The following is a 16,425-nucleotide window of genomic DNA, read 5'->3' on the forward strand; positions in this document are numbered from 1 at the left end:
GTGAGCATTACTGGCGTCAACGGAGCGGGGCAGCGCCGGCCCACCATGAAGGAGGTCGCGGCTCGAGCCGGGGTCGCGCTGAAGACCGTCTCGCGGGTGGTGAACGAGGAGCCGAACGTCAGCCCCGAGCTGACCGCGAAGGTCCAGGCCGCGATCAAGGACCTGAACTACACGCCGAACGAGTCGGCGCGGATGCTGCGTCGCGGCCGGACCGGCACGATCGCCGTGGTGATCCGCGACATCGGTGACCCGTTCTTCGCCTCGCTCGGCCGCGCGGTCGAGCTGTGGGCCCGGGGCAGCGGCTCGGTCGTGATGATCGGTCTGACCGACGAGGACCCCGAACGTGAGCGGGACGTCTGCCTGGAGTTCGTCGCGAGGCGCCCGGACGCGCTGATCATGGCGCCGATCGGGGAGACCCAGGAGTACCTGGCGCCGCACGTCGACGCCGGGATGGCGGTCGTCACGATCGACCGGCCGGCGCACGGTATAGAGGCGGACGCCGTACTGGCGGACAACGCCGGGGGCATCGACCAGGCGATCGACCACCTGGTTCGCCAGGGCCACCGCCGGATCGCGTACCTCGGCGACGACGAGCGGATCTTCACGGCGCGCGAGCGCGTCGTGGCCTACCGCGCGGCGATGGCCCGGCACCGGATCGAGGTCGACGAGGACCTGGTTCACCTGTCCGAGCCGACCACCGAGGGCATCGGGATCACGCTGTCCGCCGTACTGGATCGTCCGGAGCCGGCGACCGCGTTGCTCTCGGCCAACAACATGACCACCGCGGAGGTCCTCCGCGGCATGGCCGGCCGCCGCGACCGCGTTGCCCTGGTGTCGTTCGACGACCTGGCTTTGGGCGACCTGTTGAGTCCTGGGCTCACCGCTGTCGCTCAGTCCGCCGATGTGATGGCCCGGACCGCGATCCAGCTCATGACGGAGCGTCTCCCCGAGCCGCACCGTCCCGGCCGGACTGTTCGGGTCCCGGTGAAGCTGACGATTCGTGGGTCGGGGGAGATCCCGCCCGCCAGCTGAGCGCGGTCAGCGCGCCGGCCGCGCAGAGGGCCGCTGTCCAGCCCAGGGCGGCCGAGGGACCGAGGCGGTCGGACAACCATCCTGCCGGCCACGGACCGACGGTCTGCCCAGCGGCGAAGAGCACGGTGAGCGCACCGATCACCGCGGTCCAGTGCGGTTGCGGGACAGTACGCCGTACCAGCGCCGCGACCGAAGCGGGAACGTTGAGGAAGGTCAGCCCCAGGACCGCCGCCGAGATCAGCACGGTCGTCCTGCTGTGGTGCAGCAACGGAAGCAGAGCGGCGATCACCTGCAGCGCGAGCAACGTGGCCATCGCCCGCGCGTCACGCCACCTCGCCAGCGGCCGGTTCCACAGGATCGGTGCGACGATCGCCGCGACTCCGATCAGGGTCCAGGTCGCCGCGATCTCGTGGGCGCCGCTGTGTTCGGCCCGCAGGTACGTGGTCAGAAAGGTGATGTAGACGATGTAGCCGGCGCCGAACAGGACGTAGGCGATCCCGACCGGCCAGAGCCGACCGAGTCGCGCTGTGGTGTCCGGCGCCGAGGGGACCGCGCTGACCGCCGACCACGAGATCACTGTCGCCACGAGTGAGCCGCCGGCCAGGAAGAGCCAGGCCAGGGGCCAGCGGCCCGAGTCGCCGTCGAGCAGGAGCGGCAGCACGGAACCGCTGAGCGCTACGCCCAGCCCGGCGCCCCCGAAGTACACGGTGACGGCCGAGCGATCGGTCGCCGCGAGGCGTGCGGCGACCACGGTGCCGGCCACGAAGACGAGCGCGCCGGCCGTCCCTGCTGTTGCCCTCAGCAACAACTGGGCGAGCTGCGAGGACGTGCCCGCGGTCGCGGCCAGTGCGAGGGTCGTGACGACCATGCCGAGCTGGAACGTGCGCGCGCTGCCCAGCCGGCGGACCACCATCGCGACGACGACCGCGCCGACCAGGTAACCGACTCCGTTCGCGGTGGTCTGGAGTCCAGCGTCGGCCAATGACCAGCCAAGCCGATCGCGCATGGCCGGTACGACGAGCCCGTAGGCGAACCGTGCGAAGCCGAGAGCGACCGCTGACCCCAGGGCGAGCCGGTACTTCACAGGTGCCGCCGCACGAAGTCGAGCAGAGTGGTCGCGAGCTCCTCCCGGTGGTCGGAGAGTGAGTGATCGGTCGGGAACAGGTGGTGCTCGGCCTGGGGGTAGGCCTCGACGAGCGGCAGATGATGCTGCTCGTACGGCGCGGCCACGTCGCGGCTCGCGCCGATCAGCAGCACCGGCCGGCCCGCCAGCCGCGGTGCGAGGTCTGCCAGCCGCCATTCGGGGCCGTGGGCCACCAGTTCGTCGACGAGCGCGCGACCGCTGGTGCCGTGCAGGGGGAGGAGTTCCGCGTCGAACGGCTCGACGTACTGGTCGGGATCCGGCGCCGTACCGGCGTCGCCGAGGTCGAAGGCGGTGATCGAAGCGACCACCGGGATGGTGGGGTCGGCCGCGGCGGTGTGCAGTGCGGTGAACCCGCCGAGGCTGTGCCCGACGACGGCGAGTCGGTCCGGATCCAGCTCGGGAGCCGACCTCAGAGCGGCGACCGCCGCACGGGCGTCCTCGAGCACGTTGCTCCACGACCACGAGCCGGCCGCGCCCCAGGATCCGCGGTAGTGGAAGACCAATGTGGCGAACCCTGCTCGACGGAGGACCTGGGCCAGGTCGAAGTTGCGTTCGTTGCCGGGAAAGCCGTGCAGCAGCAGGACCGTCGGATGCGGTCCCGGACCGGCCGGGAGATGCAGTACTCCGGGGAGGTCGACGCCGGCGCTGCGGACGGCGAAGGCGGGCGTGCTCGCGTACATGGGCACCTCGTCATGATCGAACCGATCGGTACCATCGACACGCTAGCAGGACATCGATCCGATCGGTACCATCTGACTGTGCCGGTGGCCAAAGGAAGTTCCCTCGATCCCTCGCGAACCCGCGCGGGCATGCTCGAGGCTGCGAGCCTGGTCTTCTACCAGCGCGGGCTGGACGGCGTCGGGATCGCCGAGCTGTGTGCCTCGGTGGGTGCGTCGAAGGAGACGCTCTACCGGCACTTCGGTTCCAAGGACGGCCTGATCGAGGCGGTCCTGCAGCTGCGCAGCGACCGGATCGAGGCCTGGATGCGGGGCGCGGCGGACGCTGCCGGTGACGACCCGGCCGCCAGGCTCACCGCGGTCTTCCGGGTGCTGGGGGACTGGTACGACGAACCGGACTTCCGCGGTTGCGCGATCGTGAACGCGGCGGCGCAACGGCACGTCGAGCCTGCCCGGACCATCGTCGCCCGGCACCTGGATCGCTACCTGGCCCTGTTCACCGAGATCGCGACGGCGGCGGAGGTCGCCCGCCCCGACCGGGCCGGCCGTCAGTTGCTGATGCTGCTCGAAGGCGCGACCGTGCTCGCCGACCACCACGGCACGGGAAGAGCCGCGGCCGATGACGCACTGGCCGCGGCTCTGCTGTTGCTGAATTCCTAGCGGATCCCGCCTAGCTGGTGGCGGGTGCGCGCATGGCCGCCGACAGCGGGCACTGGAACGGGTCCCGGGCGCGCAGGCCGACGTTGTTCAGGTAGTCGATCACGATGCCGTAGGACTCGAAGAAACCGACCTCGGTGTACTTCACCTTGTGCTTGGCGCAGTACTCGATCACGATCGGCCGGACGTGCCGCAGGGTCGGCCGCGGCATGCTCGGGAACAGGTGGTGCTCGATCTGGTAGTTCAGGCCACCCATCAGGAAGTCGACGACGACCCCGCCGCGGATGTTGCGCGACATCAGCACCTGGCGGCGCAGGAAGTCGAGCTTCATGGTGGCCGGGACCAGCGGCATGCCCTTGTGGTTCGGGGCGAAGGACGCGCCGAGCATGACGCCGAACAGGGCCAGCTGCAGGCCGAGGAACGCCGCGGCCTTGCCGGGCGGCAGGAGCAGGAACAAGACGGTGACGTAGCCGGCCAGGCGGGTCACCACGAGCCCGGCCTCGATCCGCTGGAGCTTGGTCGCGTCACGCCGGATCAGGTGCTGGAGGCCGGCGACGTGCAGGCTCAGACCTTCCAGGGTCAGCAGCGGGAAGAAGAACCAGCCCTGCCGGTCGCCCAGCCACTTGACCAGACCGGTCCGGCTCGCGACGTGGTCGGGGGTGAAGGCGACCACGCCGATGCCGATGTCGGGGTCCTTGCTGATCTGGTTCGGTGCGTTGTGGTGCTTGCTGTGCTTGCCGCGCCACCAGTCGATGCTCATCCCGGCCAGGCCACCGGCCAGGATCCGGGCGGTCCAGTCGTTCCAGGCGGCGGAGTCGAAGATCTGCCGGTGCGCGCTGTCGTGACTGAGGAAGGCGACCTGGGTCAGCACCATGGCCAGCGCGCCGGCCATCAGGAGCTGGAACCAGGAGTCACCGAGCAGGATGAATCCGGTGATGATCCCGCCCAGGGAGAGCAGCACGAGTCCGATCCGGGTCCAGTAGTAGCCGTACCGTCGCTTCAGCAGTCCGAGGTCGCGGACCGTGTGGGACAGGTCGGTGTACAGACTGGTGAACCGCTGCTGCGGCCTCGAATCGTCAGTGACGGTCTGCGACAAAGAAAACGCCTCGTTCCCTTGGAGTGCATCAGTCGATGCGCTACCGGGTCCGGGGCAGCGCCACGAGTAAGTGGCTGTGTGGCTCAACGGAACCACGCCCCGAGGCGACACGCAACTAGCGAGCCAGCAGCGTGGACGTTCTGAGTGATCCTTCCAACACTCCCTGTGCGACCGTCGTCAGACCCTGACCGGTGCCGCGGGCGTAGGAGCGCATCGCGGTGAAGGCGGCGGACAGCGTCACGCCGGCCCGTTCGGCGAGCATTCCCTTGGCCTGCTCGATCTGGACGCGGCTGTCCAGGGCGTGCTGGAGCTGGCTGGTCAGCTCGACGTACCCGCGCATCTCACGCTCGTGCAGCAGGCCGATGGTGGCCATGTCGGCGAGCGCCTGACCGAGCGCCGCGTCCTCCTGGCCGAGCGGCGCGGGGTCGCAGCGGTAGAGATTCATCACACCGATCACCTGGCCGCGCAGGCGCAGCGGCAGGGCATGGGCCGACAGGTAGCCGCCGGAGCTCGCGAGCTCCGGCCAGCGGCTGATGTCGGCGTCGATCACCGCCTGCCCGGTCCTGAAGCACTCCAGGCAGGGCCCTTCCTCGTGCTGCTGCTCGACCAGTTCGAGGATCTCGGCCTGGTCGTCCGACGACGCCATCACGTGCAGTACGCCGTGGTCGTCGGCCAGCATCAGGCCGGCCGCGTCGACCGCGAGCAGCTCGACGCTGACCTCGGCGAGCACGCCCAGGAAGTCGACCAGATCGAACTCGTCGACCAGGGTGTCGGCGAGGAGGACGAAGACCTGCGCGAGGCGGCGTTCCCTGCTCATGCGCTGATCGTCCCTTCTCCGGTCGGTGTCTCCATCATCGGCCCTGCCACAAGGCCCGGACCAGCGTCGCTGAGTTGTCAGTCAGTTCGCCTCCGCGTCACGCGGCAGTCACCCGCGAGGAGCACCTTCGGACCCATGAACCTGAGCCGCCGCCAGCTCTTGGCCGTTTCCTCCGTGGCGGGCGCTTCGCTCGCCGTACCGGGTGTCGCTTCCGCCGCCGTACCGTCCGTCGTACGCCGGGACCGCCCGGCCCTGCCGTCGGGCCTGATGAGCGGGGACGTCACCGCGAACTCCGCCGTCGTGTGGTCGCGCACCGACCGCCGCTCCCGCCTCGTCGTCGACCTGACCGGCAACGGCCGCTTCGACCGGGCGATCCGGCTCCGCGGCCCGGTCACCGGGCCGGACGACGACTTCACCGCCCAGTTGCCGCTGAAGGGCCTGCGGCCGGGCCAGCGCTACGACTACCGGGTGTCCTTCGAGGACGCCTACGGTCGCCGCGGCGAGAGCCTCGAGGGATCGTTCAGTACGCCGGGCCGCAACCGCGGCGTCAGCTTCGTCTGGACCGGCGACACGGTCGGCCAGGGCTGGGGCATCAACGAGGACTTCGGCGGCATGCTCGCCTACCGCGCGATGCACCGCACGCGCCCGGACTTCTTCCTGCACTCCGGCGACAACATCTACGCCGACGGCCCGATCGAGGCGTCGGTGAACGTTGCCGACGGCACGGTGTGGAAGAACGTGGTGACCGAGGAGGTCTCCAAGGTCGCCGAGACGCTGGCCGAGTACCGCGGCCGGTACAAGTACAACCTGCTCGACCACAACCTGCGGGACCTGTACGCCGACGTACCGATCGTCAGCCAGTGGGACGACCACGAGACGCTGAACAACTGGTACCCGGGCGAGATCCTGACCGACGACCGGTACACCGAGAAGCGCGTGAACGTGCTCGCCCAGCGGGCGAAGAAGGCGTTCCTGGAGTACCTGCCGATCGCGCACCAGGGCGGCAAGGAGCGGATCTACCGCAAGGTCAGCTACGGCCCGCTGCTCGACGTGTTCTGCCTGGACATGCGGACCTACCGCGGCGCGAACCCCGCGCCGGGTGTCGCGGGCCCGGTTGCGATGCTGGGCGCCGAGCAGGCCGCCTGGCTGGTCCGCGAGGTCGCGTCGTCGAAGGCGGCGTGGAAGGTGATCGCGAGCGACATGCCGCTCGGCGTACTGGTTCCGGACGGCGATCTGATCGAGGCCGTCGCGAACGGCGTCGCCGGTGCGCCCGGTGGCCGCGAGCACGAGATCGGGTGGGTGCTCAGCCAGTTCAAGCGCCGCAAGGTGAAGAACACGGTCTGGCTGACCGCGGACGTGCACTACTGCGCCGCGCACCGCTACGACCCGGCGAAGGCCACGTTCACCGACTTCGACCCGTTCTGGGAGATCGTCGCCGGGCCGGTCAACGCCGGCACCTTCGGGCCGAACGCGCTCGACCCGACGTTCGGGCCGCAGCTGGAGTTCGTCAAGGCGGCCGACTTCCCGAACCAGCCGCCGAGCGGGGGCAACCAGTTCTTCGGGCACGTCGAGATCGACCCGCGCAGCGAGGTGTTCACGGTGTCGCTGCGGGACCTGTACGGCACGGTGCTCTGGCGCAAGGACCTCCCGCCGGCGGGCCATCGCTAGGGAAAACCGTCGGCTCTGCGGGCCGGTGCCTCGGTAGGTTGGAGCCCATGAGCGCCGAGTACCCGCAGAGCCGCCGCGACGACGTCGTCGACACCTTGCACGGCCGGGAGATCGCCGATCCGTACCGCTGGCTGGAGGATCCGGACTCCGCCGAGACCAAGGAGTGGGTGACGCGGCAGAACGCGTTCACCGAGGCCGAGCTGTCGTCGTACGGCGAACGGCCGTGGTTCCAGCAGACGATGAGCAAGATCCTGGCGCGGCCGCGCGCGGGTGTCCCTGTGCGCAAGGCCGGCTGGTACTTCGTCGGTCGCAACGACGGCACCCAGGCCCAGGACGTCGTGTACGTCGCAGAGTCGCTCGACGAGCTGCTCGCCGGCGGTCGTGTGCTGATCGACCCGAACACGCTGTCCGACGACGGCACCGACTCGCTCGGCACCTTCACGGTCAGCCCGGACGGCAAGTACTTCGCGTACGGCATCAACGAGAGCGGGAGCGACTGGATCACGTTCCGGCTGCTCGACATCGCCACCGGCTCGCCGGTCGACGACGTGGTCGGCGAGGCCAAGTTCAGCGAGGCGACCTGGCTGCCGGACTCCTCGGCGTACCTGTACGTGCACTACCCGTCGGGCGGACGCAGCGAGGGGACCGAGACGCGTGCACTCGGCGCCGGCGAGCTCAAGCTGCACCGGGTCGGCACGCCGCAGAGCGAGGACGAGCTGGTCCTGCGGCTGCCGAACGAGCGGCTCTACTTCGACGTCGACGTGACCGAGGACGACCGGTACGTCGTACTGCACATCTTCGAGGGCACCGACCCGCGGACCCGGCTGTGGCTCTACCCGCTGGTGGACGGCGGTCTCGGTGAGCCGGTGAAAGTGATCGACGAGTTCGCCTACGAGGCGTTGTTCGTGCGGATGTCCGGCGACCGGCTGATCCTGCGGACCGATCGGGACGCGCCGCGTGGGCGGGTGGTCTCGAGCGACTTGTCCGGATCGTTCGAGGACGTGATTCCGGAGAGTGCGGCGACGCTGATCGAGGTGCGGGGGACCGCGGCCGGGCTGGTCACGGTGTCGCTGGTGGACGCGCAGCCGGTGGTCACGCTGTACGACGTCTCAGGCGGCAACGCGCGGGTCGTCGAGGTCGGTGCTGGTGGACTGGTCGGGCTGAATGCTTCGGTGAAGTCTGACGAGGTGTTCGTCGGCTTCTCCACCTCTGTCGAGCCGACTGTTGCCTACGTGGTGGTCGACGGGGCTGTGCGAGCACTGCCCGAGCTGGTGCCGGCGGGTGCGTCGTACACGCCGCCCTCTGTTGTGGTTGAGCGGCGGGTTGAGCCCAGCCGTTCGGTGCCTTACTACGTGATCAGTCGCAGCGACCTGGCTCTGGACGTGCCGCGGCCGACGCTGCAGTGGGGGTACGGCGGCTTCCGCATCCCGGTGTTTCCCGATTACCGGCCGGGCTGGGCGGCCTGGCTGGCTGCTGGGGGAGTGCTGGTCGTCACCAACCTGCGGGGCGGTGGTGAGTTCGGCAGCGAGTGGCACGAGGCAGGGCGGCTGGCGAACAAGCAGAACGTGTTCGACGACTTCATCGCGGTCGCTGAGCACTTGGTGGCTGATGGGGTGACCACACCGGCGCAGCTGGCGATGCACGGCCGCAGCAACGGCGGCCTGCTGGTCGGAGCGGTGATGGCGCAGCGGCCGGACCTCTTCGCCGTCGCACTGCCTGGCGTCGGCGTACTGGACATGCTGCGCTTCCATCTGTTCACAGTGGGAGCGGGCTGGGGGTCGGACTACGGTCTGCCCGACGACCCGGCCCAGTTCGAGGACCTGCTGGCCTACTCACCACTGCACAACCTGCACGACGGTACGGCGTACCCGGCCACGCTCGTGGTCACCGGTGACCACGACGACCGGGTGGTGCCGCTGCACAGCCACAAGTTCATCGCCGCGCTGCAGCACGCGCAGGCGGGGGACGCTCCGGTGCTGAGCAGGATCGAGGTCGACACCGGCCACGGATTCGGGAAACCCGCTGCCATGGTCGCCTCGGAGTGGGCCGACCTGCTGGCGTTCGCCGCTCACCACACAGGTCTTTCACCGGAGTAGAGCTGACTCCCCGAGCGGTGGGGAGGTCGTTTCAGCGCGTCGGTCAGTGGCGGGGGTTCACCAGATCTGGGGAGCCACGAGGTCGCGCGGGTCGTCGGCCGGCTGGCAGCCGTGCGCGGACTCCTCGTAGTCCCGGGTCAGGCCCTTGGTCGCCAGCGTGCGAACCGCGGTGACCAGGCGGTCCACGTGCTCGCGGCTCGTGCCGAGGCCGAGGCTCGCGCGGACCGCCGTGGCGTGCTCGGGGGAGTCCTGCAGCAGGTGGCCGACCAGCGGGTGCGCACAGAACTTGCCGTCGCGGACGCCGATGCCGTACTCGGCCGACAGCGCCGCGGACACCAGCGTCGAGCTGATGCCCTCGATGGTGAAGCAGACGGTGCCGACCCGGTCGGCGTCGGCGCCGAACACGTCGTACGTCGTGACGCCGGCGATCTGGGCCAGGCCGGTGCGGAGCCGGGCGAGCAGGCTGCGCTCGTGCTGCTCGATCGCCTCGCGGTGCTGGCTGATCGCGGCGCACGCGGCGGCCAGGGCGATCGCGCCGATGACGTTCGGCGAGCCGCCCTCGTGGCGGGACGGGCCCTCGTTCCAGACCGTCGCGTCGGCGGTGACGGAGGCGGTCGCGCCGCCGCCGTACAGGTAGGGGTCGGCCGCGTTGAGCCAGTCGGCCCGGCCGATCAGCGCGCCGGCACCGTACGGGGCGTAGAGCTTGTGACCCGACAGGCCGACCCAGTCGACGTCCAGCTCGGCGATGTCGACCTCGCGGTGCGGAGCGAGCTGGGCGGCGTCCAGGCAGATGCGGGCGCCGTGGGCCCGGGCGACAGCGGCCAGCTCGGCGATCGGGAAGATCTCGCCGGTCACGTTGCTCGCACCGGTCACGACGACCAGCCGCGGGCCCTCCGGCGCTTGGCGCAGTGCGTCGGCGACAGCGGTGACGGCACCGGCAGTGGTGGACGGAGCCGCGAGCCGGACGGTCCGCTCGGCCGGCCAGGGCAGGAGGGCCGCGTGGTGCTCGGACTCGAAGACGATCACGGTCGCGTCGGCGGGCAGTGCCTTGGCGAGCAGGTTGAGCGCGTCGGTGGTCTGCCGGGTGAAGATCACCTGGTCGTCCTCGCGGGCACCGACGAACGAGTGCACCTCGGCGCGGGCCCGCTCGTACCACTGGGTGGTGATCCGGGAGGCGTAGCCGTTGCCGCGGTGCACCGACGCGTACGACGGCAGCGCCGCCTCGACCGCACGGCGTACCGACTCCAGACACGGCGCGCTGGCGCCGTGGTCGAAGTTGGCGTAGTCGGTGACCCGGCCGTCGGCCAGCGGGACCAGAAGGTCGGCGCCGACGGTGGCGGGGATGCTGCCGGTGGTGAGCCGGGTGACGGCCTGACGCGTCGCCGTGGCGTTGGCCGGCTCGAGGATGGAGAGGATCGACATGCTGCTGCTCCCGGTGGTCCGCACTTGCCGAACGGGGTGTCCGCACGGCCTGGTCCTCACCCGGGGCACCCCACCGCGGTGGAGGGTTGCCGTCCAGCTAGCCGGGGCTTGTCGCTGGCTCTCATGACCTGCCCAAGACGATAAGCAACGGACCGGTGGATGCGCTAGCAGCTATCTCGCTTTCTGAGATTTCCCGCCACATCGTGAGATGGGCTTATTGGGATGCGGTCCGGGCGGGCGATCGGAGAGGATGCGCGGATGACTTGGACCGCCCCTGCCGTCGAACGGCCGACCGGATCGCTCGTGGCTCCTGAGCGCGAGCTGCTGGCCGGCTACCTGGACTTCTACCGACACACCCTGCTCTACAAGTGCGCGGGCCTGAGTCCTGAGCAGCTCGCCCGGCGCAGCGCTCCGCCGTCGACGCTGTCGCTGCTGGGCCTGATCAGGCATGCGCGGAAGGTCGAGCGGATCTGGTTCCGGATCCACTTCGCCGACGTACCGGCCGAGCCGGTCTTCGATCCGGCGCTCGGCAAGGACGCGGACTTCGAGCAGATCGACGCGGCCGAGGCGCAGGCGTCGTACGAGGCTCTGGTCGAGGAGTGGAAGCTCTCCGACGAGGCGGCCGCGGGGCGGTCGCTGGACGATCGGTTCACGTTCTCGGGCGAGGAATCGTCGCTGCGGATGATCTACATCCATCTGATCGGGGAGTACGCGCGGCACTGCGGGCATGCCGACCTGCTGCGCGAGCATCTGGATGGTGTGACCGGGGCTTGATCGGTCGGCCCCGACGGTTGCTTTGAGCCCCTAAGCGCCTACGCTGCGGCCGTGCCTTTCCCGCTGGCCCACCCGGCCGCCGTCCTCCCGCTGCTGCGGCACCCGTTCGTGCCGGCGGCGCTGGTGGCCGGCGCGCTCGCGCCCGACCTGCTCTACATCGGGCCGCTCTACACGTTCGCGACCCGCTACATCCACGGGAACTTCACGCTGACCCTCACGCACGAGTTCACCTCGGCGTTCTGGCTGGACCCGCTGCTGGCGCTGCTCGCTCTGCTGGTCTACCAGCTGATCCTCCGGCGTCCGCTGATCGCGCTGGCTCCGCCGTCGCTGGCCGGTCGGCTCGCTGCTCCTCAGCGGCTGAGTGTGCTCTGGACTGTCGTCTCGGTGTTCGTCGGCGGCCTGACCCACGTGGTGTGGGACTCCTTCACCCACGGCGACGGCTACTTCGTCCAGCACTGGTCGTTCCTCAGTACGTCGATCACACCGACCTGGGACGTCAACCGAGTCCTCCAGTACGTCAGCAGCATCGGCGGCGTACTAGCTGTCGCCATCTACCTGGTGATCTGGTGGCGCCGCACCACCGCTCGGCCGGTCGGGAACGGCCTCGCGCCTGCTGCCCGGTACGGCGTACTGGCTGCTGCCTGCGTCCTGGCGCTCGCCTTCGCCGTCGTCGCCGTACGCCGTGCTTCTGCTGACTCGGACGACGCTCTGGTCGGCGAGGCCGTCGTACGGTTCACACTCACCGGCCTGGCTTCCGGTGCCGTCGCGGCCCTGGTCCTCTACGTGCTGGTCTGGCAGGCGCTCCGGCTTCGCCGTACCTGATCAGATCCGGGCGCCGAGCAGCTGCACGTTGTTCCGGCCGTAGCGGTCTCTGGGCAGTGCTACCTCGCACTTCCCGGTCCCGATGCTGCACCGGATGATGCCGACCGGAGTGTCCTCCCCGGTATCGACCACCATCAGCAGGTGGTCGTCGTCCTCGGCCACCGCCATCACGAACTGGACGCCCACCCACTGCCGCCGTACGTGGCCAGAGTTCGCGTCCAGCGCCGCGGTGAACTCCTCGGCCCCGCTGCCACGAAAGTCCTCGCTCGCCACAACGGTCCGGTCGTCAGGCGTGAACCCGTCCAGCGAGTAGTCACAGGTCCGGAACCGCCGCTTGCCGGTCTCGAGCTCGGTGACCGCGCTGCAGAAGGTCTGGGCCGCACCGCTGATGAAGTCGGCCGCTGCGGTGCCTGCCGTGTTGAGCCCCTCGAGCCCGTGGACGGTCTTGATCGCCGTCACCTTCCCGGACTTGGAGTCCCACCGGTAGTACGTCTCCGGCGCCGGGTATCCCTTGCCCTCGGCACTGAAGTAGACGAGATCACCGCGTACGGCGAGCACCTGCGTGCGCCCGTACTCCGGCCGCTTCAACGACCGCTGGACCAGCTCGGAGTCCCGCGAGTCGACCCAGTAGATCGCGCTCTGGCCGGCCACGGCGTACGCGGCGAGGTCCTCCTCGGCCGACGCCACCAGGCTGCTCACATTGGCGACCCGACCGGGACTGAACGCCTCGGAGTACGGCTCGACCCGCCGGAGCTCGGTCGTCACGTCGCCGGTCTCGAGGATCGCGAGCAGACCGCCGCCGAAGCGCACGACCTGCTGGATCGGCTCCTTGCCTGGCACAGTCGCGACCGGGCCGGTGCCGCCGCGTACGACGCGGTCGACCAGAAAAGCCATCTGCGGCAGCTGGCCAAGGGGGAGCTTGGCGAGGTCGACCTTCACGTCGGTGGGCGTCGACGCTGAGGCCGACGGCGTCCCGCTGAGCGGACCGGCGGCACTGACACTGTCGTGCGGAACCCTCCGGACCGCCAGCGTGGCACCCGCGGTCACCGCCGCCACCGTCAGTCCGGCCACCAGCATGATCAGCCGAACTCGTACGTTCTTCACCTCGGTACGCCCACCTTCGTCTCGACCCCCGCCAGGTCGGATGCCCGCCACGCCCATTTGGTTCGCCCGCGACCAGCTTTTGCCTGCGAACCGCCCCGCCGAACGACGCTACACGGACGGCCTTCCGCCCTGCCTGACCCTGCTGGGGTGAGCCTTCGGCCTCGGCCCTCTCTCCCTCCGCCTCCGCCTCCGCCTCCGCCTCCGCCCTCCGCCTCCGCCCTCCGCCCCCGCCTCCGGACCGCGGCCCCCGGCCCTCGCCTCCTGGCCCCCGGCTCCGGCTCCAGCCTCCCGGCTCCGGCCCCGCCCCCGGCCTCCACCCTCCTCCCTCCTCCCTCCTCCCTCCTCCCTCTCTTCCTCATTTCTTCCTGCTTCCCTCCTCCCCACCGGTGGGAGAGCTGCGCTGTGACGCGACGGATGGGGCAGCGTGACCGGCGTGTGACACGTGTGACTCGAGTGGTCCTCGGGGTAGCCTGCTAGACATGGCGACCCGCACGTCTTCCCCGGCGCGGGCGCAGAAGTCGGCAGCCAAGCGCCCGAGTACGGCGCGTTCGGCAGCCGGTGGACGCTCCCGTCCGTCAGGCGCCCAGAAGCGTGGGCAGAGCGCGAAGCGCGGTGGTAGCACCGCCGCGCGGACCAGCACGCCCAAATCCGGCGGGGGAGCAGGCCCGTTCGCGGCCGCGATGATCGCCATCGGCCGCGGGCTGGTGAAGCTGTGGCTCGGCTTCGCCCACCTGCTCGGCAGCATCGTGCGCGGCGTCGGCAACGGCGCCCGCGACCTCGATCCCGCGCACCGCCGCGACGGCGCCGGCCTCGGCCTGATCGGGCTGGCCGTGATCGTCGCGGCCGCGATCTGGTGGACCCTGCCCGGCGCGGTCGGCAACGCGATCCGCACGGTCGTCAGCGGCAGCGTCGGCATGCTCGGCTGGGCCGTGCCGCTGATGCTCCTGTTCATCGCGCTGCGCACCCTGCGTCACCCGGACCGCAACGGCCCGGCGGGACGCCAGGTGATCGGCTGGACGGCGATCTCACTCGGCATCCTCGGCCTGGTCCACATCGCCCACGGCATCCCGCGCCCGAGCCAGGACGGCGACATGCCGCTCCAAGAGGCCGGCGGTGCGATCGGATACGTCGTCTCGTCGCTGCTGTCCGACCTGCTGACGTCGTACGTCGCCTCACCGCTGCTGGTGCTGCTGTCGGTCTTCGGCGCGCTGGTCGTCACCGGGACGCCGATCTACGCCATCCCGCTCCGCGTCCGCGCTGCGTTCGACGTACTGCTCGGCAGGACCGAGATCCCCGCCGACGCGCCGTCCGCGCAGCCGAGCACCGACGACACCGTCCGGCTGACCCGCAAGGAGCGCAGGTCGAAGGCCGCGCTCGACGACGGCGACCCGACGATCAAGCCGTACGACTCGCCGGTGCTGGAGGGTCGCGAGCTCTCCAAGCGCGGCCGCAAGGCCAAGCCGCCGGTCGAGGAGGACGACCCGTACGACGTCGACGGCGACGCCGCGGACCCGATCGCCGCCTCGGCCGCCGCGGCTGCCGCCCCGGCGAAGTCGGGCAAGGGCGACTCCGCGCCCGAACCGCCGCCGCACACACCGCTGCCGCAACGCGTCGAGCAGCTCAGCCTGTCCGGCGACATCACCTACACGTTGCCCGACGGCAACATGCTGAAGCCGGGTTCGGTGCACAAGGCCCGGACCAAGGCGTCCGACGCGGTGGTCGACCGGCTGACCGAGGTGTTCGACCAGTTCGGCATCGACGCCCAGGTCACCGGGTACACCCGCGGCCCGACCGTCACCCGGTACGAGGTCGAGCTCGGCTCCGCGGTGAAGGTCGAGAAGGTCACCGCGCTGTCGAAGAACATCGCGTACGCCGTGGCCTCGGCCGACGTACGGATCCTGTCCCCGATCCCCGGCAAGTCCGCGATCGGTATCGAGATCCCGAACACCGACAAGGAGATCGTCAGCCTCGGCGACGTGATCCGCTCGGCGAACGCGCGCAACGACCACCACCCGATGGTGGCCGGCCTGGGCAAGGACGTCGAGGGCGGCTTCGTGGTCGCGAACATGGCGAAGATGCCGCACCTGCTGGTCGCGGGTGCGACCGGTTCGGGCAAGTCGGTGTTCGTGAACTCGCTGATCACCTCGGTCCTGATGCGGTCCACGCCCGACGAGGTACGGATGATCCTGGTCGACCCCAAACGGGTCGAGCTGAACAGCTACGAGGGCATCCCGCACCTGATCACGCCGATCATCACCAACGCCAAGAAGGCGGCCGAGGCGCTGCAGTGGGTCGTCCGCGAGATGGACATGCGGTACGACGACCTCGCGGCCTTCGGCTACCGGCACGTCGACGACTTCAACAAGGCCGTCCGCGCCGGCAAGGTGAAGCCGCCGCCGGGCAGCGAGCGCGTCCTCACGCCGTACCCGTACCTGCTGGTGATCGTCGACGAGCTCGCCGACCTGATGATGGTCGCCCCGCGCGACGTCGAGGACTCGATCGTCCGGATCACCCAGCTGGCCCGTGCGGCCGGTATCCACCTGGTGCTCGCCACCCAGCGGCCGTCGGTGGACGTCGTGACCGGTCTGATCAAGGCCAACGTTCCGTCCCGGCTGGCGTTCGCGACCTCGTCGCTGGCCGACAGCCGGGTCATCCTGGACCAGCCCGGCGCGGAGAAGCTGGTCGGCCAGGGTGACGGTCTGTTCCTGCCGATGGGCGCGAGCAAGCCGATGCGTATCCAGGGCGCCTGGGTCACCGAGCACGAGATCCAGGCCGTCGTCGAGCACTGCAAGGAGCAGCTGCAGCCGACGTACCGCGAGGACGTCACGGCCGTGGCCGGTCCGAGCAAGGACCTCGACGACGAGATCGGCGACGACCTCGACCTGGTCGTCCAGGCCGCCGAGCTCATCGTCTCCACCCAGTTCGGTTCCACGTCGATGCTGCAGCGCAAGCTCCGGGTCGGTTTCGCCAAGGCGGGCCGCCTGATGGACATCCTGGAGAGCCGGGGAGTGGTCGGGCCGAGCGAGGGCTCCAAGGCCCGAGACGTCCTGGTCAAACCCGATGACCTAGAGGACTTCGTCGCCACCCTGCGAGGAGAGTGACCGTGCCGGCCCCAA

The 16,425-nt window shown here is 70.1% G+C and carries 13 protein-coding genes and 1 riboswitch; of the genes, 7 read left to right on the top strand and 6 right to left on the bottom strand.

What is annotated here, in order from left to right; translation table 11 throughout:
- Positions 1–1,032 (top strand): LacI family DNA-binding transcriptional regulator, encoded by a 1,032-nt coding sequence (locus ACYVIO_RS23125; protein ID WP_460652945.1) that lies wholly within the window; start codon positions 1–3, stop codon positions 1,030–1,032.
- Here ACYVIO_RS23125 and ACYVIO_RS23130 read toward each other — a convergent pair.
- Together ACYVIO_RS23130 and ACYVIO_RS23135 are read right to left on the bottom strand one after the other, a co-directional pair.
- Complete coding sequence (locus ACYVIO_RS23130) at positions 929–2,116, bottom strand: YbfB/YjiJ family MFS transporter (RefSeq protein WP_460652946.1); 1,188 nt, start codon at positions 2,114–2,116, stop codon at positions 929–931. The genes ACYVIO_RS23125 and ACYVIO_RS23130 overlap by 104 nt on opposite strands.
- A complete protein-coding gene (locus tag ACYVIO_RS23135; protein ID WP_460652947.1) occupies positions 2,113–2,856 on the bottom strand; it encodes an alpha/beta hydrolase family protein in 744 nt (247 codons plus the stop codon). The genes ACYVIO_RS23130 and ACYVIO_RS23135 overlap by 4 nt, the downstream gene beginning before the upstream one ends.
- Positions 2,857–2,940: 84 nt before the next feature.
- Here ACYVIO_RS23135 and ACYVIO_RS23140 point away from each other — a divergent pair, with 84 nt between their 5' ends.
- On the top strand, positions 2,941–3,513 hold the full coding sequence (locus ACYVIO_RS23140) for a TetR/AcrR family transcriptional regulator (protein ID WP_460652948.1): 573 nt from the start codon (positions 2,941–2,943) through the stop codon (positions 3,511–3,513).
- A 10-nt stretch (positions 3,514–3,523) separates the two neighbouring features.
- On the opposite strand, the gene ACYVIO_RS23145 is transcribed toward ACYVIO_RS23140, so the two are convergent.
- Positions 3,524–4,606, bottom strand: a complete 1,083-nt coding sequence (locus tag ACYVIO_RS23145; RefSeq protein ID WP_460652949.1) for a fatty acid desaturase family protein — start codon at positions 4,604–4,606, stop codon at positions 3,524–3,526.
- A 115-nt stretch (positions 4,607–4,721) separates the two neighbouring features.
- Entirely contained in the window at positions 4,722–5,423 is a 702-nt protein-coding gene (locus ACYVIO_RS23150) for a GAF domain-containing protein (RefSeq protein ID WP_460652950.1), read from the bottom strand.
- A gap of 135 nt (positions 5,424–5,558) precedes the next feature.
- Here ACYVIO_RS23150 and ACYVIO_RS23155 point away from each other — a divergent pair, with 135 nt between their 5' ends.
- Both ACYVIO_RS23155 and ACYVIO_RS23160 read left to right on the top strand, forming a co-directional pair.
- On the top strand, positions 5,559–7,091 hold the full coding sequence (locus ACYVIO_RS23155) for an alkaline phosphatase D family protein (RefSeq protein WP_460652951.1): 1,533 nt from the start codon (positions 5,559–5,561) through the stop codon (positions 7,089–7,091).
- A 47-nt stretch (positions 7,092–7,138) separates the two neighbouring features.
- On the top strand, positions 7,139–9,187 hold the full coding sequence (locus ACYVIO_RS23160; RefSeq protein ID WP_460652952.1) for a prolyl oligopeptidase family serine peptidase: 2,049 nt from the start codon (positions 7,139–7,141) through the stop codon (positions 9,185–9,187).
- 57 nt (positions 9,188–9,244) lie between these two features.
- Here the strand turns inward: ACYVIO_RS23160 and ACYVIO_RS23165 are convergent, their stop codons facing one another.
- Complete coding sequence (locus ACYVIO_RS23165; RefSeq protein WP_460652953.1) at positions 9,245–10,609, bottom strand: aminotransferase class V-fold PLP-dependent enzyme; 1,365 nt, start codon at positions 10,607–10,609, stop codon at positions 9,245–9,247.
- Between the two features lie 15 nt (positions 10,610–10,624).
- Positions 10,625–10,738, bottom strand: a riboswitch (SAM riboswitch).
- A 129-nt stretch (positions 10,739–10,867) separates the two neighbouring features.
- Between ACYVIO_RS23165 and ACYVIO_RS23170 the strand changes: the two genes are divergently transcribed.
- Both ACYVIO_RS23170 and ACYVIO_RS23175 read left to right on the top strand, forming a co-directional pair.
- Complete coding sequence (locus ACYVIO_RS23170) at positions 10,868–11,383, top strand: DinB family protein (RefSeq protein ID WP_460652954.1); 516 nt, start codon at positions 10,868–10,870, stop codon at positions 11,381–11,383.
- A 51-nt stretch (positions 11,384–11,434) separates the two neighbouring features.
- Positions 11,435–12,205, top strand: a complete 771-nt coding sequence (locus tag ACYVIO_RS23175) for a DUF4184 family protein (protein ID WP_460652955.1) — start codon at positions 11,435–11,437, stop codon at positions 12,203–12,205.
- Here ACYVIO_RS23175 and ACYVIO_RS23180 read toward each other — a convergent pair whose 3' ends face one another.
- Positions 12,206–13,309: a hypothetical protein gene (locus ACYVIO_RS23180; protein WP_460652956.1), complete on the bottom strand. Its 1,104-nt coding sequence runs from the start codon at positions 13,307–13,309 to the stop codon at positions 12,206–12,208.
- Between the two features lie 479 nt (positions 13,310–13,788).
- Between ACYVIO_RS23180 and ACYVIO_RS23185 the strand changes: the two genes are divergently transcribed.
- A complete protein-coding gene (locus ACYVIO_RS23185) occupies positions 13,789–16,410 on the top strand; it encodes an FtsK/SpoIIIE family DNA translocase (RefSeq protein ID WP_460652957.1) in 2,622 nt (873 codons plus the stop codon).
- Positions 16,411–16,425: the final 15 nt, after the last annotated feature.

The sequence above is a fragment of the Kribbella endophytica genome (genome assembly GCF_054781295.1).